The following is a 23,357-nucleotide window of genomic DNA, read 5'->3' on the forward strand; positions in this document are numbered from 1 at the left end:
AAACCTCCTCAGATAACGAATTGCTTGATTTCACCCTGCGGATTAACCATATGCACCGCACAGGCCAGGCATGGATCAAAGGCCCTGGCTATTCTGCCCACCTCAATGGGTTGGTGAATATCTTCCACCGGCGTACCGATTAAGGCCTGTTCGATAGGCCCGTAAGTACCTGTTCCGTCTCGGGGGGAACAGTTCCAGGCTGACGGGGTAATGATCTGGTAATGGCTGATTCGTCTGTTTTCTACCCGTACCCAGTGCCCCAGAGCGCCGCGCATGGCTCCCGTTAATCCCACCCCGATGTGTTCACCCCCCGGTATCTCATAAGGTTGATATACGGGCAGGTCAGGGTTAAGTTCTTTCACCCACTGTTTCATAAGCTCTGCAGCCATTTTTAATTCCAGATACCTGGCCATTAAACGGTCCATGGTGGAGATTCCGTGCCTGTACTCACCCGTCATCCACATATGGGCCAGAGGACCCACCTCAACAGGTTCATCTTCATACCTGGGCGCTTTACACCACGAATAAGCCACGTTTTTATCCGCCTCAGGAACAGTGCTGCCCCTGTCGGGGTGGGTTGGCTCTTTATCCAGATACCATGAAAATGTTACATATTCTTTAATTTTTGTAAGATCAACAGGTTCTATTTTCCCCCGCCGCACAATACCGAAGGGGACTACCCACTTATCTCTCATTTTGGGAATCTGAAAATTTCCAAAGGCCATTAAATTCTTAACCCCAACTCCCAGTTTATAATAATCGCTATAGTTTTCAGCTATGGTTTCCATATCAGGGATCAGTTTGTTTGAAATGAACTCGCTGACCTCGTGGAGCATAGAGGAAAACTTGTAAATCATATCCATAGTTGGTCTGACGGTGTGCCCCCCTGGAACAATGCCGTGCTGGTGGGGAACTTTCCCACTGACCAGAGTAACCATTTCATGACATTTTCTGGCATATTCAAAGTGCTCCATATAATGTTTGAAAATGCGCTCATTGTCTTTCTTTGACAAACGAAAGTCCCGCCGGTACCTGGGAACAAAGGGTGGAAAATCAGGTCCTTCGACCCAGTCGGCAATTCCCAGTAAATAAAAATGCCGGATATGATTCTGCAGCAAATCTGCCCCAAATGTCAGATTGCGCATCAGGATACCGTTTGGGGGCACTTCAATGCCCAGGGCATCTTCCAGGGCCAAAGAAGCAGCCAGGGCATGAACGGAAGAACAAATACCGCATATCCGCTGTGTAAGGTAAGCGGCATCCCTGGGATCACGGCCAATTAAGATAAGTTCGAGACCCCTGAAATATATTCCGCTGCTCTTGGCATCAACAATCTTACCGTTGTCTACGGTTATTTCTATGTTCCAGAATCCGTTAATACGCGTGATGGGACTGATTTTTTTGGTAACTGCCACTATCTACCCTTCCTTTTAGGTAAATATTTTATCAGAGCGCCATACCATTTCTGCTTGGGCAGTGCGTTATTGACCTGCAACTGTTTCCAATGCCTTTTCAGGCCGATTTGTTTGGCCCTGCCTGCGGGCTTAAGCTTAATAACTCTTTTGTTACCCGTTGACCCGGGTACAATGCCACTTAAACCTGTAGGTTTTGCCTCCGTACCCCCGATTAAACGTTGGCCGATGCGCCCCGATACGGTACTGGCTACCAGGTGCGCACTAATACCGGCGGTGACTGCGCCGGCTACCCCCAACCCTATAGCATCAGTGGATGCCCTGATACCCAGTGGCACCGCATCGGGCAGGTGCTCAAAAAAGGGGCTCATGGCATCAGGAAACCCCGGTTCAACACAGCCTATACACGGGGAATTGGCCCCGACCGGCCAATTTACATGCTCACTGTTCCATTGCCGGGTTGGGCAATCGGCAAAGGTAACGGGACCTTTGCAGCCTATTTTGTAGGTACAAGCCTCTTCGCCAGGTCTGGAAGCAAAATTACCGTTATCAAAATGCTGCCGCCGGGGACACCAGTCATGTATCCGCTTCCCGTAAAACATGGTCGGACGCCGGTATCCGTCCAGATCCGGCATTCCATAGAGTATTAGATGAATCAAAGTACCAACGCACCAGTCAGGATTAACCGGACACCCCGGCACGTTCACTACCGGCTCCTCTATTACGTCCATAACCGGTTTTGATCCGCTGGGGTTGGGTTTGGCAGCGTAAGGACCACCAAAACTGGCGCAAGTACCCAGGCTCATAATGTATTTAGCATTACCTGCAGCAAGTTTGATGGCCTCCAGGCTGGTCAAGGGCCGGCCGTCGGGGCAATATCCGATGAGACTGTAATAACCGTTCGCCTTGGTCGGAACAGTACCTTCCGCGATAAGAATGTAACGCCCCCGTTCCTGTTCGATAGTTTGGAAAAGATACTCTATGGCCTGGTCACCTTCGCCGAACATGATACTGTTACTGAACCTGAGTTCAATAATATCAAACAGCAGTTCCCGCATACCGGGGTGAAGGGTATTGAGAGCAGAAAAAACATTGCCTGAACAGGTCATCATCTCCAACCAGATGACCGGCACTTTGGCTTTTCCCGCAAATGCCGCCGCCAGTTCTGGCACCACAAAATCCGCTGCATAAATACCGGCGGTCAATCCGCCCATCAATTTGATAAACTCCCGCCGTGACAGCATATTATCTGCCTCCCCGGTGATAACACTATCAGATAGTATGGCCGTAGTTAAAATCAATTATGCCGGTCCCAAGGAAAGCGCAGGTGGAATGGGAAAACCGCTGCACCAGTAGAACAACCGTTGCTCCAGGGCTACGCCTTCCTTCGATCTCGGAAGGGGTAGGTGGGGTTCTCCGCTACCAAGGAGCTTTGTGCTGCAAAACCTGGCCAGGCAGGCAGCGTTCCCGAACTCGATGGCTCATGTTGCATTTCTCAAAAGCCAGGCCGCCTCCCGTCCGGCTACTCAACTTAACTTGAGTGCCGGACTTCCCGGCGGCCTTCGCCATCTTCAAACATGCGGGAATCCCTTGCCTGCCTGGCTGCGGTTTTGCGGGCACAATTGCTCCTTAACGCGCCCGTAACCTTGAAGCAATAGTTGTTTTGCCTCCATAGCGGTTAGCGGACTTCCTGGTAAGGGTTTGCAGCACCAAGCTCCCAGGTAGCGGAGATACCCTTCTGCCCTGCCGCTGCTGTCAAGACCTTTAACCTCTCCTTTTTTGCGGACTTGCCTTCAATTTCTTTTCCATGTGGGCCTTTTTGACCGCCCGGATAAAGAGGTTATACATTTCAATCCGATTATTAATTTCCTTCAATACTTTAGCTTTGTTCAACTTTACTCCGCCTCCCCATAAGTCTATCGACTATAGGTTAGCCAAAATTATCCAGCCTTAAACTGCAATTTCAGTTAATTCTTTTATGACTGCCGTAGTTCTTCGGACTGCCGGTATGGTTCGGAATCGGCGGATAAATCAGGCAATTTATCCCGAGATCGGTGGGCTCCTTTTATGTTGATAATGGCGGTCCCCGTAAATATTAAAATCATGCCGATAATCATGAACCCGTTCAATTCTTCTTCCATGATCAAAACACCCAATAAGGTTGCTATGGCCGGAGTAATCAGCGAGGTATAGCTTAAGGCAGTAACTTCCATACGTAAGATTAAATGGTTGTATAAATAAAAAGCCACTGCCGACCCGAATAAACTCAGGTACATAAAAGCCGCCAACCCCCGCCAGGTGAAGTGCACCGCTGCACCATATTCAACGGGGAGGGCTACTAGGAGTAAAACTGCGGCGGCAGTAAGCATCTGTACTGTGACGGCAGCCAGGGGTTCTACTGAGGAACGTTTTTTCACGTGTACACCGGCCAGAGCATATACCGCGGCAGCAACCACAATGGCTATTTCCCCCATTATTTTTCCGGAACCCAACTCCGACAGGCTTTCGTAAAACAGCAACAGAACTCCCGCAAACCCGATGATTGAACCAAACACCTTGCGCAGCGTAATCCTTTCACCAATAAACATGGCGGCGAAGATAATACTGAAAAAGGGCAGGGACGCATTGAGAACTGCCGTCAGGCCCGAGGGTATGTATTGTTCGCCCCAGTAAATAAGCCCGTAAGAAATGCCGTTTAGAAGGCCAAAGACGAAGGATGGAGATAGCTTCCTCCATTCGCCTGGAAATGAGACTTTGGCAAACTTCATGGCCGCCAAAAGTACAAAACCCGCCAGCAAAAAACGTAAACCGGCGGAAAAAAATGGCGGAAAAGAACCCAAATTTATTTTTATGGCCATCCAGGTAGAACCCCAAATCAAACACAAGGCAGCAAAAAATACAGCGTTCACATAGCAAAACCCCTTTGTTTGTATAATTATCTGGTGCTAAAATTAATAAAATTATTATAGCACTAAATTTTATAGAAAGGTAAGGAAAACTTATTTCTTTTGCTTTTTATGATAAATATTAAATATTTCATGGCAACATAACGAGGCCACCATCCGGCAGGGGCAATCAAACTTTTCCTGATATTTTTCGCGAAGGCGGGTTGCAAAAGTGAGGATTTTCTTTTGCAACTTTGTCCATTTTTATTATGCAATAAACAGCCACGGCAACAGCGAAAATGAATTTAGGAAAGATGGTGCGTGGTGCGGTTAAATGAGCACCAATCCGCTATTTTTGGAATAATGATTTGGTGCAGATTTCACCCCGCCGCCACCCCGAAATCAGGGGTGGGCGGTTATATTTTTGCCCTTTTATAAAAGAAAAACTTCAAGAGAATATATGTGTAAACTCCCTTGAGGCTGGGTGGCAAGTTTACAAACATTATTTTCTTTTTTTGAAACGGATATAAACTAGGCTTCCAATTAATAGCACACCCCATAAAACCCAAAACCCTAAACTGTCCCAGATTTTTTCGCTTAGACCTGGTATATAGCCATACATAGCATACCTCCAAGAAAATGAGATATATCAACTCACAGTGTTGTATTATTTTTTCTTCGGTTCGTCAGGGAATAGTATCATACTTCCAACGGTAATGAAACCTCCACCTAAAGTGTTCGGTGGCGGTGGACTAATAAAAACATCGATAGCAGTACTTCCAAATTCTATTAATCCTGCTTCCCCTGCTACCCATCCAGTTGCTACTACACCAGTACCAATTAATACTGCCCCACCCGTTTGCTGATAAGGTTTCCATGCCTCACACGTCATACCCTTCCATATATCACTTGGTACATTTGATAAATCAACTTCATTGACTGCCTGTTCAATAGTTTTTATTTTCTTAGGTTGTGGAGTGGGTGTGGTTTTTGGGGCTGTTGCGATTGTAGCGGCTGGTTTCTTGTCTTGTTTCGTCCCCTGTTTCTCACTACCGGCTTTTTCTTTCCCACCTATACCAGCCTCTTTACCTCTCGCCCTGCTTTTATCTTTCTTTTTATCCTGTTTGCTTTTTTCGCTTGCAACCCCTTTTGTCTTGTCCTTGTTTTGGCCCCCAAAGGTTTTTTGAGCTACATTGTTAAGTGGCTCAGATATATTTGGTTCAACTATTTTATTAATTTTTTTACCTATTTTGGTTCCGGTTTGAGACACAGGCTTTGCCACTGTGTTAGTGATCTTATTACCCATATTACTGCCCCGATTGGCAAGCCAATTAGCAGCAGAATACAGCCAGTCTAACGGACTTTCACCTGTTGGGTCAATTTTGTTGACCGGGTCATTCAAGGCATATACATACGGTTGACGGGTAACAGGAAGTTCCTTGTACCCTGGTACAGGGTCTTTCTGCAGGAAGATACCCAGCTCCGGGTCATAGAAGCGCAGGCCCATCATCAGCAGGCCGTCGTCCGGCTCCATGGTGACGCCGTATTTGCCCACATAGGTGAGCTTTTCGTCGCCCAGCCCCGTATACTCCGCTATTGCCCCCCAGGCGTCATAGCCGTATGTTTCGGTGATGTTTCCGGTGTCGTCAGTCATAGCCCAAATCGGGGCGGGTGGGGTATTTTTATGCGGTTACGAAAGAAGAACCTCAAGAGAGTATTGCCTCACTTGAGGTAAGAACTACAATATCTCTATGCTCGGAATTTAATCAGGATACTAAAATGGTCCTATTTTAGGTGGTACTCCTGCAGGTCATCTTCTGTGATTTTAATTTCCTGAATCTTGCTAGCAATTAACCACTTGAATTTATTGGTACCTTCAATAACTATTCGGAAACCTTTATCATGTTCCTCAAGTTTGTAACTAACAAATTCCCCAATATCCCATTCTTTTTTATCCATAACAACCTCCTATTCATTTGGAACATCAATTGGGTATTGCGGTCCGCTTTTTAGGGTCTGTACCTTTTTGTTTTTAACTTTCTTAAACTCCTCGACATGGAAATGAGGGTTTTTATGTGGGTTAGGTCTATTTATATCAAACCTTACTTTCTTTAACTCATCCTCAGATTGAAGAATTAAATCTCCAGCCTCGTTTCTTTCAGCTTTTATTCCGTTTCCTAGATATTCTTTAATAAGATTCTTGGCTTTATTAATTTTACCCGTCCCCTTAGCAGCATCACTAGCCTTTAAAGCATCCTTTACTAAATCCGCTCCTTCATCAACTATTTTTATTCCGCCTCGAACCATTCCGTGGCTTACAAACGGCAATAATCCCGCTAGATCAGTAGCCCTAAAATCGCCGCGTTTCCAATCGCTAAATGTTACTGCCCAGTCTAAAGGTTCGTTAAAAATACCTATAGCTGATGCGCCGCCGCGTTCTTTTACCACTGCTTCATCGAACGCCTTGAATCCGCCTTTAATACCGCCGCTTACAGTGCCTGGAATTGCAGAAAATTCTTTTGCAATTGTACCCGGTATTTTCTTTATTTCCTTTGCTGTTTTAATAGCTTCTTCTTTTAGCCCTGGTTTCTTAGCCTGCGTCTTTTTCTTATCATACTTTTTCTTATTTTTTGACTTACCGCTGGCAGTTCCCCGGCTCTTTTTAAAAGTGTTCTTAAGAGGTTCTATAACATAATCATTAATCGCCTTTTTAGCCGGTTCAACAACATGTTTTTTCACAGGTTGTATTATGTGCTTTTCTACGACCCTGGCAGTTGGCTTAATTACATTTTCATTGGTCCATCTTGCCGCCGGCTGGACTACTTTTCTATTCAGCCATCCCAACCCGTCGGACAGCCAGCTTTCCCCAGTAGGGTCAATCTTATTCACCGGGTCGTTCCTGGTGTACATGTACGGGTGTAACATGGCCGGGTCTTCGATGTACCCCGGGAACGGGTCTTTTTGCAAGAATATACCCAGCTCCGGGTCATAGAAGCGCAGGCCCATCATCAGCAGGCCGTCGTCCGGCTCCATGGTGACGCCGTATTTGCCTACATAGGCGAGTTTTTCGTTGCCCGGCCCTGTATGCTCCGCTATTGCCCCCCAGGCGTCATAACCATAAGTGTCGGAGAGGTTCCCGGCATCGTCGGCCATGGCTCCAAGGTTACCCTGGGCGTCGTAGTAATAGTAGGCAAGCACGTTCTCAGGAGTTACTTTCGCCAAAAGACCGTTTAATCCTTCTAAGTAAGCAGTCGGATTTGTCAGATCAGGAGTAGTTCCTTCTAATATGGCGGTATCACCGTCGAAGAGGAAGTAACTGGCCCCGGACAGGGTGCTTTCCCGGGATACTTTGCGGCCGTCGCCGTCATAGGTGTAAGTGACGGAGCCGTCAGGCGTGGTAATGCCGGTAAGCAAATTGCGGTAATCGTAGGCGTAGTAAACGGTGCCATTTACAGTCGTTTTGCTTAGCCGGTTGCCGTTGGCGTCATAGGTATAGGAATTTGGTCCGGCAGTAAGCAACTGGCTAGCCACATCGAAAGTGTAGTCTGTGGCGTAAACGCTGTCCACCACCATGCGGATGCGGTTGCCCACCTCATCATAGATAAAGTCAAAGCTGCCGCGCTTGTCAACCACATGGACGAGCTGCCCCGTGTCGTCATAGTCGTATGTTGTTGTATCGGTACCGTCAACCACCATCTGGGTGCGACGGCCGTTGGGGTCGTAAGTGTAAGCGTAACTTCTGATATTTCCCCCCGCTGTCCGTATATTGTTAATATTTACTACACGGTTTGCCGCATCATAAGTGAATTGGGCTTTAGTGCCGTTGGGATAGCCTACTTCAGTGATATTTCCGGCGTTATCATAACCAAAGGTGAAAGTTTTGCCGTTTTTGTCCGTAAGTTGGGTAAGCTGATCTCTTTCGTTGTACTGGTAGTATACGCTGTAAACTACGGTCGCTCCCCTGGTTACGGTAAGCAGGGTCCGGTTGCCCGCCAGGTCATAGCTGTAATTCACATCCAACCCGTTCCGGGAATAGCTGATTTTTACCGGCCTGTTCAGAGCATCGTAAGTATAATCCGTGGTGCCGGTAGCGTCAACCATCTGCGTCCGGTTTCCGGCTTTGTCATAAGAATAACTTACGGTCTTGCCGTCCGGCGCCGTAACGCTGATTAGCCGGTCCATGCTGTCATAGGCATACTGCACGGTCTGCCCTTTGGCGTCGGTCTCGCTGACTTTGTTGCCGTTGGCGTCATAAGTAATGGTTTTGGCCCTGTTCAGCGGGTCGGTAACCTTCGTTAACCTGTTAAGCGGGTCAAACTCGTAAAGGGTACTGTGCCCTTTGGCATCGGTAACTTTAGTCATGTTACCGTTGGCATCATAATCATATGTGGTGGTATGGTTCAGCGGGTCAGTGACGGATACCAGGAGATTCCGCTCGTTGTATCCGTAGGACGTAATTTTGCCCTTGGCGTCAATGAGTTTGATCCTGTTGCCCAGTGCGTCATACTCGCTCCGGGTGACGTTGCCCAAAGCGTCGGTGACTTTGACCAGCCTGTTCAGTTCGTCATAGTCATAAGTGGTGACATTGCCGTTGGGATCGGTAACCTGCTTGAGGTTGCCGACCTGGTCGTAAATCTGTGTAATGGTAATGTTCCCTGGCAGTGTTTGTTCAATCAGCCGGTTTAGCCCGTCATATTTGTTGGTAACGGTCCGGCCGAGGGCGTCCGTTTCCCCGATCAAGTTGCCGGCTGCGTCATAATTATACGTGGTGGTACCGTAAACCGCATCAGTGACCGTACTTACCCGGTTCAGGGCGTCGTAGGTGTAGGTTGTGGTATGACCTTCCCCGTCAGTTTCCGTGAGCTTGTTCCCTACTGCGTCATAAGTAAAAGTCTTCGTACTCAGGTCCGGGTAAATAATTTTAACCCTCCTGCCCAGTTTATCATATTCGTACGTAGTAGTATTGCCGCGCCGGTCGGTTTCGGTTTTCACCCGGCCAAGGTCATCATAAGCAGTAAACTGGACGTTATAAACAGCATCTGTAACTTTGCTCACTTTATTCAGGGCATTGTACTCATAGCTGGTGGTATTACCTCTGCCGTCAGTGTAAGCAATAAGGTTGCCCACCGCGTCAAAAGTGTTAGTTGTTATGATATTGCCCGGCAGAATCGTTTTAACTAGACGGCCAACAGCATCATATTCATAGAGCGTAACCTGGTTCAGCGGGTTGATCTCTTTGACCAGACGGTTGGCCTGGTCGTATTCATAGAGAGTAACCTGCCCCTTGGCGTCAATGACCTTAACCTTGTTGTTATTGCCATCATATTCGTAACGGGTTGTCCGGTAAGCAGCATCAGTTACTGTGATAAGGTTGTTCATGGCATCATAGGCAAAAAGGGTGATATTGCCCAAAGCGTCTGTTTCCTTGACCTTGTTTCCGTTAGCGTCGTATTCATAAGTCGTTGTCCTGCCCAACGGGTCGGTAACGGAAACCAGGCGGTCCAAGGCATCGTAAGCATACCTGGTGGTATTGCCCAGGGCGTCGGTCATGGTCAGCCTGTTGTCATTGCCGTCGTATGTATAGGTGGTAGCGTGCCCGTTGGCATCCGTCGTGGAGATTAGCCGTCCCGCAGCGTCATAAGTATTGGTAGTGGTATGGCCCAAGGCGTCGGTAACCTTTATCTGATTGCCGTCCGAGTCATATTCAAAAGAGGTCACATTATTGAGCGTATCCGTTACGGTTACAAGCTGCTCAAGTTCATCATATCCATAGGTCGTGGCTTTGTTTAAAGCATTGGTTTCTTTTACCTTGTTGCCGTTGGCGTCATATTCGTAAGACGTCACCCGACCAAGAGGGTCCGTTATCGTCAGCAGGTTGTCCAAAACATCATAGGTGTACTGGGTGGTATTGCCAAGGGCATCAGTTTTAGTCAACCGGCGGCCGACGGTATCGTAAGTGTAGGAGGTAGCCTGCCCCAGAGCATTTATCTCGGAGGTCAGGTAACCGTTGTCATCATAGGTATACGTATAAGTGTTCCCGTTGGCGTCAGTAAAGGTCCATGGTTGACCGTCGGGATAATAGGTATAAGTAGTAAACTTTCCGTTAGGCAATTTGGTTTTCAGGAGATTGCCCTTTTCGTCATATTCGAACGTTGTCGTGTTGCCGTTGGGATCGATTCTGGCCACCAAGTCGCTGTCGGTATTATATCGGTTAACAGTCACGCCGCCCAGGGGGTCGACGGTCTTCGTCAGGTTCCCGTTCAGGTCATAACCGTACGTTGTTTTGTGGCCGTTGGCATTGGTAATGCTTATCCGATTACCTGGTCCGTCATAGGTATAAGCTGTAGTGTAGCCTAAAGCATCCGTTTCTTTAATCAGCCGGTAATAACCGTCAAACTCCTGAACTGTAGTCTTCTGCCCTTCGGTAATAGTTGTCCGGCGGCCGGCCGGGTCATAGGTAAAAGTAGTGGTGTTTCCCTTGGCATCCTGCTGGCTGCTCACCTTCCCATCGGCATCATAAGCCGTTTTTATCGCAATATTCCCTCGGGCGTTGGTTACCTGGGTAATCCTGTGCTCGTTGTCATAGGCATATAAAACCACCCCGCCGGCCGGATCCGTATAAGTAGTTAGATTGCCATCGGCATAACCATATTGATGCCTACGGTTAATAGGGTCAACTATACTGATAATATGGCCGTTGGCATCGTATACAATGGTCAAGAACCGCCCGGTAGCATCGCTCACCCTGGTTAAGCGTTTATTGGCATCGTAAGTGAAAGTCAGAGCATTGCCGTTTTTATCGGTAATTTTAGTCAAAATACCCCCGGTATTAAAGTAAAGAGTAGTCCGGTTAGTCCGCTTAAGAGTCCAGGTTCCGTCGCTATTCTTAATAAGTTTGTCAAAAACTCCCGGAAAAGGTATATAGGAATTATCCGGGCCAAGCACAAAAGTGTCAACCCGCCCGTCTTCGGTGGATACGTTAACAATGCCGTTAACACCGACCGAGAGGCTTAAATTATAGTTATGAGTCCAGCCGTAACCGAAAGGCCCATCACTCTTAGCGGCGCCAGAATTATACGACCGAGTGATGTTTAAGGGCAGGCCCTTGCCGGCAATCTGTAGGTCTTCATGCTGGTAGTTATAGTTGCCAATAGCGGGATTGACCCCAAAACCTTCTTCACCGGAATAATTGTCCAGGCCGAAAGCGTTCTCCGGCCCTATCGGTCCATTATAAACCCTCGGGAAGTAAGAGTACGTTACCCGGGTTCTATTTTTGTCATACTGTGGTGTGTAGTCATAAAACGCTACCGTATTACCGTTCCGGTCATAAGTTAAATAAGGATTGTAAGCCTCATAGCCGTTTTGCCAACCATCAGCTACTCCAGTATCTGGAACGCTGATCACTCTCTTGTCTGTCCAAGTATTGCCTTCGTCACAACTGACTTTATAATAAATATACTTATCCCATGGATACTTAAATAAAGTAAAGACCAAAGCAAGGTTCCCGGACAAATCCTCAGCTAAGAACATCTCCTCAGGCAAGCGCTCGTAATACGGTTCATTGAGTTCTTTGCTGGAAGTCCAGTTCTGTAAATCGATGGATGTTGCAAAAGTCATTACAGGGAAATCAGTATTATTTGCTACCCCTGGCAGTTGATCAGTACGATGGGATACATCCAGCCAGACCAGCGCCCACTTACCACTCCACAGCTTGGTTACAGCGAAATATGGCCTGGTACTATCTTTTTTGATGCCAATCCTCTGGCCCACCAGGATTTCCGGACTCCAGTCAACCATGTCTCGGGAGGTCCGGTAATAAAGCGTACCGTCTTCGTAAGAATAAAAGATATAGGCCGTATTCTCCACCGTCAAGGCCTCAAGGTGGTAAACGGAGGCCTCTTTATTGGTTATGGTTATCTCATTCCCCCAGGTAGTGCCGTCATCGGAAGTCACCCTGAGCCTTAACTGCTGGTTTACCCCGTCGGATTTTTTATAGAACAGCGCTGTTTTGGCACCGAGAGACGTTAAGGCAGGCTCAGAAGCATCGGTTACGACAGGCAGCGCTGGATACCAACCTGTACCGTTGTCATATGAATTCCTAAGATAAATTCCTTTGGTATTAGAGGTAGCAGTGACCTCCGATTCAAAGGCAGTCAGCCATTCACCGCGGACATTGAAGGTCGTGGCCGGGTTGGCAGTCCTCAACAGGTAGTTATAATAGGTTTTGAAGTTAATTATATTTCCGTCGGCGTTCGCCACCCGGGCCGAAAAACCGAGCTGACCGTTGGCGGGGGAAACTTTAATTAGTAATTTGTTCAAGCCTGGGACCAGGGTTATCGGAACGCGGTCATAAACGTACCCGCTGACATGCTCCTTGGTAAATACATTGACGCCGTTGACCCATGCGCTGATACCCCCCGTATTGCCCAGCCACAGATAAGTATTGGTGGTTCCGTAGGATTCAAAATATGTATGGGCATACATAACATTGGCCGGGTCGGTCCCGTAAGCGGAAAGGTCCACGTAATCGCCGCTTGTAAAGAGCTCCCACTTCTTTCCCGCAGCCAAGGTGCCTTCCCCTTCACTGGGCCGGGCAACAGTTTCTCCTCCCAGGTAGTCCTGGAAAAGCCGGGTATTTGGGTCGCTATTTACATAAGGGCCATTGACCAGCCATGTTTTGATATAAGGGGCTGACCCCGCGTCAGTAGTAACCGTGTAGGCCGCGGAAATTACAGTGTTGCCGTTGCCGTCAGCGCTTTTAATCCGGAAATAATACGTCGTAAAAGCCTCCAGCGGACCGATATCATACCAGTATTTTAACCTTAAACCTTTATCCACCACTGAAGAACCAAAGGCTGTAGTCTTTCCCCATTCCAGGTAAGCGTCGCCGGCTTCGTCCAGCCGCCATTCCACGCGGACTTTGTTATTTGCCAGCACCGTTATTTTTACATCGGAAAAAGCGGGGAGGCTTACCGTCTTCCCTGATAAACTTATCGTAAAATTAGGCCAATTATCGACAAAAAACGCCGATAAATTTGTTATAATCCTACTAACCTTGTAATATTTAACGTGCGACTTATAGAGATAAAGAATACGAATGGCAATAAAAAAGACCCAAATCACCAGCTAAGTCCACTGCAACCGTGGCAACTGCATAACCACGGACGGTGATTAGTTGAGTCGGTGATTTAGGCCTAAACTTTATCCTATTATTCTCAACCCTTTTTCTCTAATGGTAACAGCATCTATTGAACAATGGCAATTGCTTGACCGCATTTGGCACACTTGCCACCGGTCAGATTGGTTACTTCGGTGTAATAACCGGACCGTTGAATCAGCAGCTCTCCGCATTTGGGGCAGTAGGTATTACGGGCTTTTTCGTCCTGTACGTTGCCCAGGTAGACATAGTTCAGTTTCCGCATGGCTACCTCCCAAGCCCGCTCCATCGTCTCCAGCGGCGTAGGCGGCAGGTCCATTTTATAATTGGGGAAATACCGGGACAGGTGCAGCGGAATATCGGGGTTCAGGCCGGCCAGCCAGTCGGCCAGTTCCCCTATTTCTTCCTCGCTGTCGTTTAACCCCGTCACTAAGAGGGTAGTTATTTCCACATGGCATTTGGCAAAAACCTTTTCCACCGTCGATTTGATGGGATGCAGTTCACCGGCACAGGTAGTATTGTAATACTCATCCCGAAAAGCTTTGACGTCAATATTCATGGCATCAATATAAGGCAGCAGGACCTCCATGGGCTCCGGGTTAATAAAACCGTTGGTCACCAGGACATTTTTCAGGCCCTTTGCGTGGGCCAGTCTGGCTGTATCCAGAACAAATTCATACCACATCAAAGGCTCAGAATAGGTATAGGCTATCCCGATGTTTCCGTTGGTTTTTTCCCTGGCGGCTGCTTCCACTAACAGCTCCGGCGAAACCTCCACCGTCTCGGGGTCCCCGTGGGCAATGGTCCAGTTTTGGCAGAAGCCGCAGCGCAAGTTACACCCCACCGTGCCCACAGAAAAAATATTGTGCCCCGGATAAAAATGATACAAAGGCTTTTTTTCAATGGGGTCTATACCATAGGATGAACACCGTCCGTAATTTAAGGTAAAAAGCTGCCCTTCCCGGTTTGCCCTGACCCGGCAGAAGCCCCTCCGACCCTCCGCAATTACACACAACTGAGGACACAACCTGCACTGTACTTTATTATTTTCTGCTTTTTCCCAATACAAAGCAGGGTGCATTTTGCCAACCACCTTTGTTAGTAATACCTCACCACTTCAAACCGTTCCAACTCCACCGGTTCATCGGGCCCGATACCCGCCTTCTGCCGGGCTATGGCCACCTGCTCTTCCACTGTATCTATCCCCTCAAGGTTGGGCAACAAAAGACCAGTTCTATGCCCTTTGCGGACAATTACCCCGTAACGATAGGGGTCCAACTGGGACATATCGTCTACAGGTTCCGGTTCCTTTAACACATCTACCGAGTAGACCAGCTCATCGAGCTCTTCTTCCCGGACAGGGGCAAACCTGGGGTCCCTGGTGCCGGCACTGATGGCATTGTTAATAATCTCCTGCGCCAAGTTCTTCGTAGTCGGCAGAATTGTGCCTATGCAGCCCCGCAACTGCCCGTGTTTTTTAATGGAGACAAAAACACCGGCCCTCTTTCGCATATCCCCAGGCAGCGGATCCGGAACCCCGGGAATCTTCCCTTCCCTTACATAGTGCTCCAAGGTTTCCCGGGCTAATCTAACATAGGCGCTCTCGTTAGCCCGGCGGTCATTGATCATTTTTTCCCGTTCAGCAACCATTTGCGGCAGCATTTTTCTCTTTTCCGACGCCTCTTCCGGCACTAAGACAGCTACCATATACCCCACCCCAAAGGGGCCCTCATATGACAGTACTTCTGAATGAATTTCATAGCCGTCCAGACTTCCCAGCATCGTGATAATGGACCGCCAACCACACTCGCCGCCTTTTTCAGCCAGATTGGGGTCTAAACTGACTAAACCCGGCACATCGAAATCCTTGATAGCTTGTACAATTTTTTCATCCAGTATTTTCCCCTCCGGTGCATAGCCCGCCGGCGCGTCAGGTGTTAACCTGTGGGATAAATCACCGCTGGCTATCACGGCAACCTTCCGGTCAGATTTAACGGCAGCCTTCTGCAGCGCTATACCGAATTTATACAGTTCAACTGGTGGCAACATGGACATGGAGACCATGACCATCGGCAGGCGGATACCTGCCCTGTCCACAAAATACATAGGAACAACTACTCCATGGTCAAGTTCCACACTGACACGGTAATTCCCGGCCAGCTCCCGGTCCATAATTATGGCTGTTATGCCACCGGCCTCAGCTTCAGAAACAACAAGTCCCGCAAATTCCAGGTCATTTACATATTCCAGGGATACCTCCGGCGCCCCGAATCGGCTTAAACTCCCTTTCAGCACAGAAGCGCCGTTAATGGCCACACCATCGGAAAAAACCGCCCCATGGGGCGAAATGATCACTACAAGGTCGGGCCCGGTATCTGCCAATGTTTTGGCAAATTGCCCCATGGCCGCCAGGGTAGAACTGACCTTTTCTTCTTCACCTCTGCCTACTTCAGGAACCATAATAGGCGGATGCGGAACTATGCCGCCGAATACAATTTTACCCATCCTCAGCCCTCCTCCGGTTGCCGGAACTTATTTACACATTCATTTCTACGTATGACTATTTTTTCCTGCCCATGTTATCTGCCTCAGCAAAGTATTTGGCTATACCTGAAAAAATAGCCACTGCCATTTTGTCCTGGTAATCGGCTTGCCTTAAAAGCTGCTCTTCCCGCGGGTTGGATAAAAAACCTAATTCTACGGTAACGGCCGGCATGGCGGTCTGCCTCGTCGTGTAAAAGTTTTCGGCTAAAGGCTGCCGGTCAGTGTTTTTTAATGATTTGATAATTTCGGCCTGGACGCATTCCGCCAACAGCTTCGCTTTTGCCGACCCGTGCTGATAAAAGGTCTGGGCCCCCGTCCACCGTGCCGACGGAAAACTGTTTAAATGAAGGCTGACATATATATCAGCCTTATTTTTATTAGCTATGGCCACCCGATTAGCGAGGTCTCTTCGTTTCTTCTCATAAGCCGAACCCGCGGCCTTGCCGCTTAAATCGCTATCGCTTTCTCTGGTCAGTATTACAATGGCCCCCGCGTCGCTTAAGAGCCTTTTTAATTTGTGAGCAACCTCCAAAACCACATCTTTTTCCAGAGTACCTGCTTTACCTACCGCTCCCGGATCCATTCCGCCATGGCCAGGATCAATCACAATCACCCGGTTGGCCACTTTCCAGGAAACAGCAGATGCAACCGTATTTTCGTAAGCGGCCACCCGACAGACAATACTGACCGTGATGATGGCTATGGCCAGTATGGCCAGGAGCAGGTCTCTCTTTTGAATTTTCGCCGACCAGAAATAAACCCTTTTCATAGGCGCCCTCCCATATGCTTATCCCTTTTAACAATATGCAGAACGGGAGGGAATTATGTAAGGAAAAGAATTTATTCGTCACTGTATTCCACCGGCCGTGTAACGGAAAACAACCGTTGCTCGAAGCTGTGGGCGGAAACAGTTTACCACAAAGAGTTAATTACTTGAAAAATTCTGTTACCTCAGTAATACCTGTGGTTTAAAAACTCACCACAGAGGACTCAGAGAGCACAGAGGAAGCTGGTCGAGAAAATTTATTAAGAGCTGATTGAAACTTCATTACTGGACAACTCATAAACCTTACTTTGATAATTAATTCTCTGTACTTCTACTTCGTAAAAGTTTGCAAAAAAAACTAAATTTTAGGCTGTCATTAAAAACTGAGGGAAGTCTTTGCATGTTCAACCAAATCTGGATAGATTGACATATCGGTCTCCATAATTTTTTTAGCAATCTCCTCTTTTGAGACTTTTGGACTATTTAAGTAGATATACGGACGGTTTGCTTCACCGAAATCCTTTAGTAAAACCTACTCCTGACTCAAAAGATAATAACGTTTTTCTTTCTTATGCATAAAACAGAAATGTCCCTTAAAAATCATTCTGTCAAATGTGCTTAAAGAACCTTTGATTTTTTCTTTGAATTTGTTTATCATGCTCATTGTAGTCGTTTCCTTTTTTTATTTTGATTTGTTGATTTTTTATGTTGTTTCTTGGTTTTATGTTTTTCTCTGTGTTCTCAGACCGTTAAGTAGTGCCTGAGAGTACCTCTCTTTTTTATCTTTGCGTCATTTTTTCAGTTTTATCATGGGTTTCTGGTCTCTTAAATTTTGATTGCAGCTTGGCTGCGCTGTGGACTCCGTGGTTCATATAGCCATCTGGTTTGGGTACCCTGCCTTCTTGTCAAGGTTTAATCGTGCCAATTTGAAACTTTGTCTAAAAATCTGAAGGGCTTCCTTTACCGGAAGCCCTCTTAATATTACCTTATTTTTTCTGTGCCTGCTCTGCAGCCGGCTTGGGATCCTGGAACCAGTGGCAGGTGTTACAATAAGTACCTGTAACATTCGGCCTGGGCTGGTTCTTATCATGGCAGGCGAAGCAGTTCTGCAGGCCCTTGTCTTTAGCCATCTGCGGGTGTTTGGACATCCAAGCACCGTCATGGTTGGCCGGACGCTTCAGGTGACAACCGTAGCAGTAGCTGTTAGCCCGTGCAAAATCAGCAATCAAGTCTCCGGTGGACGGAGTGGCAAACTTCTGACTTTCTTTATCATAGTGACATTTAGCACAGTTATTTACGTCTTTCCGTCCTTCCCTACCGTGAATAACCTTCCACTCTGGATTTTCGTGGGAAGGCAGGCTCTTCCTATCAGGGTAGTAGTGGCAAGCAGCACACTTAGTGGTAACTTTACGCTGTTCGTGACAATTAATACATACGAACATGTTCGGACGGCGCATTACCTGAGGAGCTGCTTGTTTAGCCAACTGCGGAGACCATTTGGAATAATCGGAATATTCAGGTCTCGTAGTAACCTTACGCTCGGCGATATTGCCATGGGTTACAAACCTATGGCAAGATAGACAAGGTACCTTGGCAGCCTCGTGCTTTTCGTGCGGAGCAATCAGGTCAGGCAGCAGAGTGGCCAGCCTGTTTTGCATGGCATGACAGCTTCTGCAGGCATCATCTGATACAGGATTATTGCGAATAGCGATGGGTTTCTGGAAAGAGCCGCTGTCATGGGCGCTCTTGTTTTGCTGGGGATCATACCCTTTATGGCAGGTAAGACATGGAACATTGGCGTGTACGGAAGTCTGCCAGGTAGCAATTTCGGGCCACATTTCGTGACATTCGGTACACTGAGTCTGAGCTATTTCCGTATCACTTACCTTGGTAGGGGTTGCACCGCCTGCCTGGGTATCCTGCTTTTGCGTCGCGTCACCGGAGGTCTCCTTCTCGGGAGCAGTGGCTGGAGCCGTAGATGTTTGTTGTGAGCAACCTACAACCAGCAAGGCCAACAACACCAGCGCAGTTAATAACATAACCTTTTTCAAGGAAAATTTATGTAGCCTTTTTAACACTCTCTTTTCCCCTCCTTTCCCTAAATTTTTCAAAAGTCCTAATCTAATCTATTCTATTAAAACCGTTATATTCCTCTTTAAATTGCTTAGTTTAATTAAGTTTTTTTGCGAAAAAAGCTGATTTTTGCTCAATCTTTGACAAAAAGAAATAAGGAAGGCAATATCCTTCCTTATAACTACCAAAATTACCGTTTTGAGTATTGTGGGGCCCGGCGGGCTTTTTTCAAACCGTACTTCTTTCTTTCCTTCATTCTGGGGTCTCTGGTCAGGAAACCGGCTTTTTTTAACGCCGGACGCAGGTTAGGATCGGCCTTGATCAATGCCCTGGCTATGCCCAGCCTTACAGCGCCTGCCTGTCCTGACGTACCGCCTCCGCGCACACTAGCCAGAACATTATACTGGCCTAATGTATTAGTCAGATTCAAGGGCTGCTTTATTATCATTTCCAAGGTTTTCTTACCAAAGTATTCATCTAAACTTCTATTGTTAACGGTGACATTTCCGTCACCGGGTACTAACCGTACACGGGCTACTGCGTTTTTTCTCCGTCCGGTACCATAGTATTGGACCTGAGCCATGAATTATCCCCTCCTTCCTTTCTTTATTCCCCGATTTGCCATACTTCCGGCTTTTGAGCCTGATGTGGGTGTTCAGAACCACGGTATACCCTCAGCTTCTTGAGCATTGCCCTGCCCAAACGGTTGTGAGGAAGCATACCTTTAACGGCTTTTTCCACTGCTCTTTCGGGTTTTGTTCTTAAAAGAGTTTCATAATTCATAGTCTTCAGCCCACCTGGGTATCCGGTATGGCGAACATAAAGTTTTTGGCTTCTTTTCTTACCGGTTAATTCAACCTTTTCTGCATTGATTACTATTACATGATCTCCAGTATCAACATGTGGGGTGAAAATCGGTTTATGTTTGCCTCTGAGGAGCCTGGCCACTTCGGAAGCCAATCTGCCCAGCGGCTTACCGGCAGCATCGATAACATACCATTTTCTTTGTATGTCCTCGGCTTTAGCCATGTAAGTATTCATCCTATTCCCTCCTTGCTGCAAACAGTTATAAACTTTTTATGTGTGTTACTATCTACCACTAGTAACACAGAGATCCGGGGCTGTGGACCTTATATGTGCAAAAATCACAAGAATATTTTAATATACAGGAAATGTCATGTCAAGTTTTAGTATTCAACCCGCATAAGGCATAACCCCTGCGGCGGGACTGTAGGCCCTGCCAGCGTACGGTCCCCAGAAGCTATAATATCTTTCATTTCCTCCACCCTCAACTTGCCTTGGCCAATATAGAGTAACGTGCCTGTTATTATACGCACCATATTGTAAAGGAAGCCGTTTGCTTCTAAGTAAACGTGGATTAATTCTCCCTCTTGTTCAACCTCAGCCCTATACATAGTCCGAATGGAACTACGGGCCGTGGAACCGGCAGCCCTGAAGGCCGAAAAATCATGTTGTCCCACCAGAAAAGAAGCTGCTTTTCGCATATTATCCACATTGAGCTTATAAGGAACAAACAACGAGTAACGGCGAAAAAAAACCGATGGTACTGTGTCGTTAAAAATAGTGTATCTGTAGGTTTTCTTCTTAGCCCAAAACTGGGCGTGAAAATCTCCGGGCGCCTCTACAGCATCTTTGGCCACAATATCTTCAGGCAATACGCTGTTTAATGCCCGTACAAAATTCCCAGTGGGTATTGAAGACTCGGTATAAAAATTTATCACCTGACCCTGCGCATGAACACCGGCATCAGTTCTCCCGGCCCCGGTAACAGAAATTTCCTCTCCGGTGAGCTTTCTGAGAGCTTTTTCCAAAGCCTCCTGAATTGTAGGCAGATTCTGGTCTGCCTGTTTCTGGAAACCGTGATATGATGTTCCATCGTATTCAACGGTCATTTTAATGTTTCTCACCCTTGCCACCTACCAGTTCATGCGGTACCCCACAACAACAACCAGGACAGCAGTCAACAAAACCATTACCAGGTAATCCCAAGGAGAAAACTTCATAATTTTCATTCTTGTTCGGGGAATTCCTACCCTATAGGCTCTAGATTCCATAGCCAGGGCCAGTTCGTCAGCGCGCCGGAAAGCACTGAGCAAGATAGGCACCATAAGAGCTGTCATATGACCGATTCTGGTTATAATATTGCCCGTATCAAACTGGGCACCCCTGGACATCTGAGCCTTTTTGATTTTATCAGTTTCTTCCCAGATAGTAGGGATAAACCTTAACGCAATCACCATCATGAGCGCCAGTTCGTCGGCCGGGAGCCCTATCCTTTTAAAAGGCCGGAAAATGGCCAACAGTCCATCAGTCAGAGCCATGGGCGATGTGGTTAAGGTAACCAGCGAAGTGACAGAAACAATATAAAAAAGCTTTAAGGACATGGTGATCCCCTGGTTAAACCCTTCCCTGGATACCTGCAAAAATCCCCACTTGAACATAAGTTGTCCCGGCGTAAAAAGAAAATGCGCTATAATAGTAAAAATGATCAGAAATAACACCAATTTAACAGAATTCAAAAAAGCTTTCAGTGAAACCCCGGATAGAAATATCATCATCACCGTCAATAAACCAAAGGCAAACAAAACCTGCATTTTATTAATCAGCATTATGGTGGTAATCAAAACAAAAGACGCAAATATTTTTGTCCTGGGGTCTAATCTGTGCAAAAATGAATTTCTCGGCACAAACCGGCCAAAAGCCAGGGAATCTATCAACGGTTCTCCCCCCTCAGAAGATTTGCAATTGCCTTTTTAGCTTCCTCTAAAGTGGTAAACCTGTTTGGGGGGTTCAACCCTCGCGCCTTTAGTTTATACTCCAATTCCAAAAGCTGAGGCACGCCTAATTTTACCTTTTCGCATAATTCAACCTGGCTGAATACCTCCATTGGTTTGCCCTGGAGCGCAAGCCGCCCTTTATGGAAAACTATAACCTTGTCAGCATAAGTTAAAACTTCATTTAGATTGTGAGTCACCCAAACAATCGTCAGGCCCAAATCTTTTTTTAACCGGGCAATCTCCCGCAGCAGCCTCTCCCGACCACAGGGATCTAATCCTGCCGTTGCTTCATCCAGCACCATAATTTGAGGTCTCATGGCCAGTACGCTGGCAATAGCCACTTTACGCTTTTCTCCCCCACTCAGCTCCAAAGGAGACCGGTCCTTAAAATCCCCGTAATCAAGCCCTACTTTCTCCAGAGCGGTTCTTACAGCCTCCGTCACCTCCGCATCCTTAAATCCTAAATTGCGTGGCCCGTAGGCTACTTCGTTGTAAACAGTTGTTTCAAAGATTTGGTGTTCGGGGTACTGAAAAACCAGTCCCACAGTTCGCCTGACCTCAACGAGCGGAACCCCTTTGGCATTGATATCTTTGCCATTTATCAAAACCTGGCCGGAAGTAGGCTTTAACAACCCGTTTAAATGCTGAATAAATGTGGATTTCCCTGAGCCTGTGGAACCCACAATGGCGGCCCACGTACCCCTTTCAATAGTCACATTAACGTCTATCAAGGCCTTGTTCTCCATGGCCGTACCTTTTGCATAAATATGACTCAGGTTGCGTGTTTCAATGTGCATAGATAATCCACCATTTCATCGACTGTTAAAATACTGGCAGGGATATTAAACCCCTCATTTCTCAGCATGGCTGCCAAACAATTTATTTGGGGGACCTCCAAGTTTTGGCTGATTAGAAAATCGGGCTCACTGAAAATTTCCTCCGGCGTCCCCTCCCGCAGGATGGTCCCGTTGCCAAATATACAAACCCGGTCGGCCAGGGCTGCTTCTTCCATTAAATGGGTTACTAATATAATAGTCATTCCTCTTTTGTGTAAACGCAGCAAAATGTCAAACAAACGCCTCCTGCCAGCCGGGTCAAGCATAGAACTTGGTTCATCCAAAACCAGGCAATCAGGCCGCATAGCCAATAATCCTGCTATGGCAACCCTTTGTTTTTGGCCACCGGACAGGGTATGTACCGTTTGATGCCGGTAAGGGGTCATCTCCACAGCTTCCAGAGCCTCAGCTACTCTTTTTTGTATTTCTACCGGTGGCAGGGCTAGGTTCTCAGGGCCGAAAGCCACATCTTCTTCCACAATAGAAGAGACCAACTGGTTTTCCGGGTTTTGAAACAACAGCCCCACTTTCCGTCTGATTTCCAATAGATTGTCCTGGTTAGCCGTATCCAGGCCGTCTACTGTGACCCGTCCTTTCGAAGGTAAAAGGATCCCGTTAAAATGTTTGACCAGGGTTGATTTACCTGAACCATTCGGTCCAATGACAGCCAGAAATTCGCCCCGCCCAACCCGCAGGTTAACCCCTTTGAGCACAGGCCGCGCGGCTCTATGGTTATCATCTGGGTAGGTAAATTCCACACCGGCCATCTCGACGAGAGTGACCATAAAATCCCTCCGCTTAAATAACACACATTTCTTGTTATCGAACCGCAATCCCAAATCAGGTTATAAAGAAAGAGAAGCCAGGAGTACCGTTTACTTGACTA

17 protein-coding genes are annotated in these 23,357 nt (G+C 47.2%); all 17 read right to left on the reverse strand.

Translation table 11 applies throughout. The annotated features are described in order from the left end of the window. Window positions 1-8: 8 nt before the first annotated feature. Window positions 9-1,415 (reverse strand): nickel-dependent hydrogenase large subunit, encoded by a 1,407-nt coding sequence (locus Tfer_RS08880; protein WP_052218116.1) that lies wholly within the window; start codon window positions 1,413-1,415, stop codon window positions 9-11. Then, window positions 1,415-2,656 carry a hydrogenase small subunit gene (locus Tfer_RS08885; protein WP_052218117.1) on the reverse strand — a complete coding sequence of 414 codons (1,242 nt, stop codon included), beginning with the start codon at window positions 2,654-2,656 and terminating at the stop codon, window positions 1,415-1,417. The genes Tfer_RS08880 and Tfer_RS08885 overlap by 1 nt, the downstream gene beginning before the upstream one ends. Before the next feature lie 520 nt (window positions 2,657-3,176). Continuing rightward, a complete protein-coding gene (locus Tfer_RS17130) occupies window positions 3,177-3,305 on the reverse strand; it encodes a hypothetical protein (protein WP_282432066.1) in 129 nt (42 codons plus the stop codon). Between the two features lie 83 nt (window positions 3,306-3,388). Then, on the reverse strand, window positions 3,389-4,321 hold the full coding sequence (locus Tfer_RS08895; protein ID WP_052218119.1) for a DMT family transporter: 933 nt from the start codon (window positions 4,319-4,321) through the stop codon (window positions 3,389-3,391). Window positions 4,322-4,964: 643 nt separating this feature from the next. Continuing rightward, complete coding sequence (locus tag Tfer_RS08900; RefSeq protein WP_052218120.1) at window positions 4,965-5,951, reverse strand: RHS repeat-associated core domain-containing protein; 987 nt, start codon at window positions 5,949-5,951, stop codon at window positions 4,965-4,967. A gap of 131 nt (window positions 5,952-6,082) precedes the next feature. After that, the gene (locus Tfer_RS16550; protein ID WP_160315547.1) at window positions 6,083-6,256 is read right to left on the reverse strand and encodes a hypothetical protein; all 174 of its coding nucleotides are present in this window, start codon (window positions 6,254-6,256) and stop codon (window positions 6,083-6,085) included. Window positions 6,257-6,265: 9 nt separating this feature from the next. Next, window positions 6,266-13,420 carry a DUF6531 domain-containing protein gene (locus Tfer_RS08905; RefSeq protein WP_052218121.1) on the reverse strand — a complete coding sequence of 2,385 codons (7,155 nt, stop codon included), beginning with the start codon at window positions 13,418-13,420 and terminating at the stop codon, window positions 6,266-6,268. A gap of 122 nt (window positions 13,421-13,542) precedes the next feature. After that, on the reverse strand, window positions 13,543-14,535 hold the full coding sequence (gene amrS, locus Tfer_RS08910) for an AmmeMemoRadiSam system radical SAM enzyme (RefSeq protein WP_052218122.1): 993 nt from the start codon (window positions 14,533-14,535) through the stop codon (window positions 13,543-13,545). Window positions 14,536-14,552: 17 nt separating this feature from the next. Further along, window positions 14,553-15,959 carry an AmmeMemoRadiSam system protein A gene (amrA, locus tag Tfer_RS08915; RefSeq protein ID WP_052218123.1) on the reverse strand — a complete coding sequence of 469 codons (1,407 nt, stop codon included), beginning with the start codon at window positions 15,957-15,959 and terminating at the stop codon, window positions 14,553-14,555. A gap of 55 nt (window positions 15,960-16,014) precedes the next feature. Next, window positions 16,015-16,767: an N-acetylmuramoyl-L-alanine amidase CwlD gene (cwlD, locus tag Tfer_RS08920; protein ID WP_052218124.1), complete on the reverse strand. Its 753-nt coding sequence runs from the start codon at window positions 16,765-16,767 to the stop codon at window positions 16,015-16,017. Window positions 16,768-17,750: 983 nt separating this feature from the next. Continuing rightward, entirely contained in the window at window positions 17,751-18,842 is a 1,092-nt protein-coding gene (gene pdcA, locus Tfer_RS08925; RefSeq protein ID WP_052218125.1) for a periplasmic decaheme cytochrome A, read from the reverse strand. A 185-nt stretch (window positions 18,843-19,027) separates the two neighbouring features. Beyond that, window positions 19,028-19,420, reverse strand: a complete 393-nt coding sequence (rpsI, locus tag Tfer_RS08930; RefSeq protein WP_052218126.1) for a 30S ribosomal protein S9 — start codon at window positions 19,418-19,420, stop codon at window positions 19,028-19,030. 23 nt (window positions 19,421-19,443) lie between these two features. Continuing rightward, complete coding sequence (gene rplM, locus Tfer_RS08935; protein ID WP_052218127.1) at window positions 19,444-19,878, reverse strand: 50S ribosomal protein L13; 435 nt, start codon at window positions 19,876-19,878, stop codon at window positions 19,444-19,446. A gap of 146 nt (window positions 19,879-20,024) precedes the next feature. Further along, window positions 20,025-20,765: a tRNA pseudouridine(38-40) synthase TruA gene (gene truA, locus Tfer_RS08940; RefSeq protein ID WP_083436871.1), complete on the reverse strand. Its 741-nt coding sequence runs from the start codon at window positions 20,763-20,765 to the stop codon at window positions 20,025-20,027. A gap of 9 nt (window positions 20,766-20,774) precedes the next feature. Further along, entirely contained in the window at window positions 20,775-21,575 is an 801-nt protein-coding gene (locus Tfer_RS08945; RefSeq protein ID WP_052218128.1) for an energy-coupling factor transporter transmembrane component T family protein, read from the reverse strand. After that, window positions 21,572-22,432, reverse strand: a complete 861-nt coding sequence (locus Tfer_RS08950; protein ID WP_052218129.1) for an energy-coupling factor transporter ATPase — start codon at window positions 22,430-22,432, stop codon at window positions 21,572-21,574. Before Tfer_RS08950 ends, Tfer_RS08945 begins: the two co-directional genes overlap by 4 nt. Next, window positions 22,408-23,256 (reverse strand): energy-coupling factor transporter ATPase, encoded by an 849-nt coding sequence (locus Tfer_RS08955; RefSeq protein ID WP_052218130.1) that lies wholly within the window; start codon window positions 23,254-23,256, stop codon window positions 22,408-22,410. Before Tfer_RS08955 ends, Tfer_RS08950 begins: the two co-directional genes overlap by 25 nt. Window positions 23,257-23,357: the final 101 nt, after the last annotated feature.

This window comes from Thermincola ferriacetica (assembly GCF_001263415.1).
Classification (GTDB): Bacteria; Bacillota; Thermincolia; order Thermincolales; family Thermincolaceae; genus Thermincola; species Thermincola ferriacetica.

Bases quoted from the DNA above. Each gene is read 5' to 3' on its own strand.
- cwlD (WP_052218124.1), bottom strand. From the start codon at position 16,767: ATGAAAAGGGTTTATTTCTGGTCGGCGAAAATTCAAAAGAGAGACCTG.
- amrA (WP_052218123.1), bottom strand. From the start codon at position 15,959: ATGGGTAAAATTGTATTCGGCGGCATAGTTCCGCATCCGCCTATTATG.
- rplM (WP_052218127.1), bottom strand. From the start codon at position 19,878: ATGAATACTTACATGGCTAAAGCCGAGGACATACAAAGAAAATGGTAT.
- rpsI (WP_052218126.1), bottom strand. From the start codon at position 19,420: ATGGCTCAGGTCCAATACTATGGTACCGGACGGAGAAAAAACGCAGTA.
- Tfer_RS08885 (WP_052218117.1), bottom strand. From the start codon at position 2,656: ATGCTGTCACGGCGGGAGTTTATCAAATTGATGGGCGGATTGACCGCC.
- amrS (WP_052218122.1), bottom strand. From the start codon at position 14,535: ATGCACCCTGCTTTGTATTGGGAAAAAGCAGAAAATAATAAAGTACAG.
- Tfer_RS16550 (WP_160315547.1), bottom strand. From the start codon at position 6,256: ATGGATAAAAAAGAATGGGATATTGGGGAATTTGTTAGTTACAAACTT.
- Tfer_RS08950 (WP_052218129.1), bottom strand. From the start codon at position 22,432: ATGCACATTGAAACACGCAACCTGAGTCATATTTATGCAAAAGGTACG.
- Tfer_RS08955 (WP_052218130.1), bottom strand. From the start codon at position 23,256: ATGGTCACTCTCGTCGAGATGGCCGGTGTGGAATTTACCTACCCAGAT.
- Tfer_RS08900 (WP_052218120.1), bottom strand. From the start codon at position 5,951: ATGACTGACGACACCGGAAACATCACCGAAACATACGGCTATGACGCC.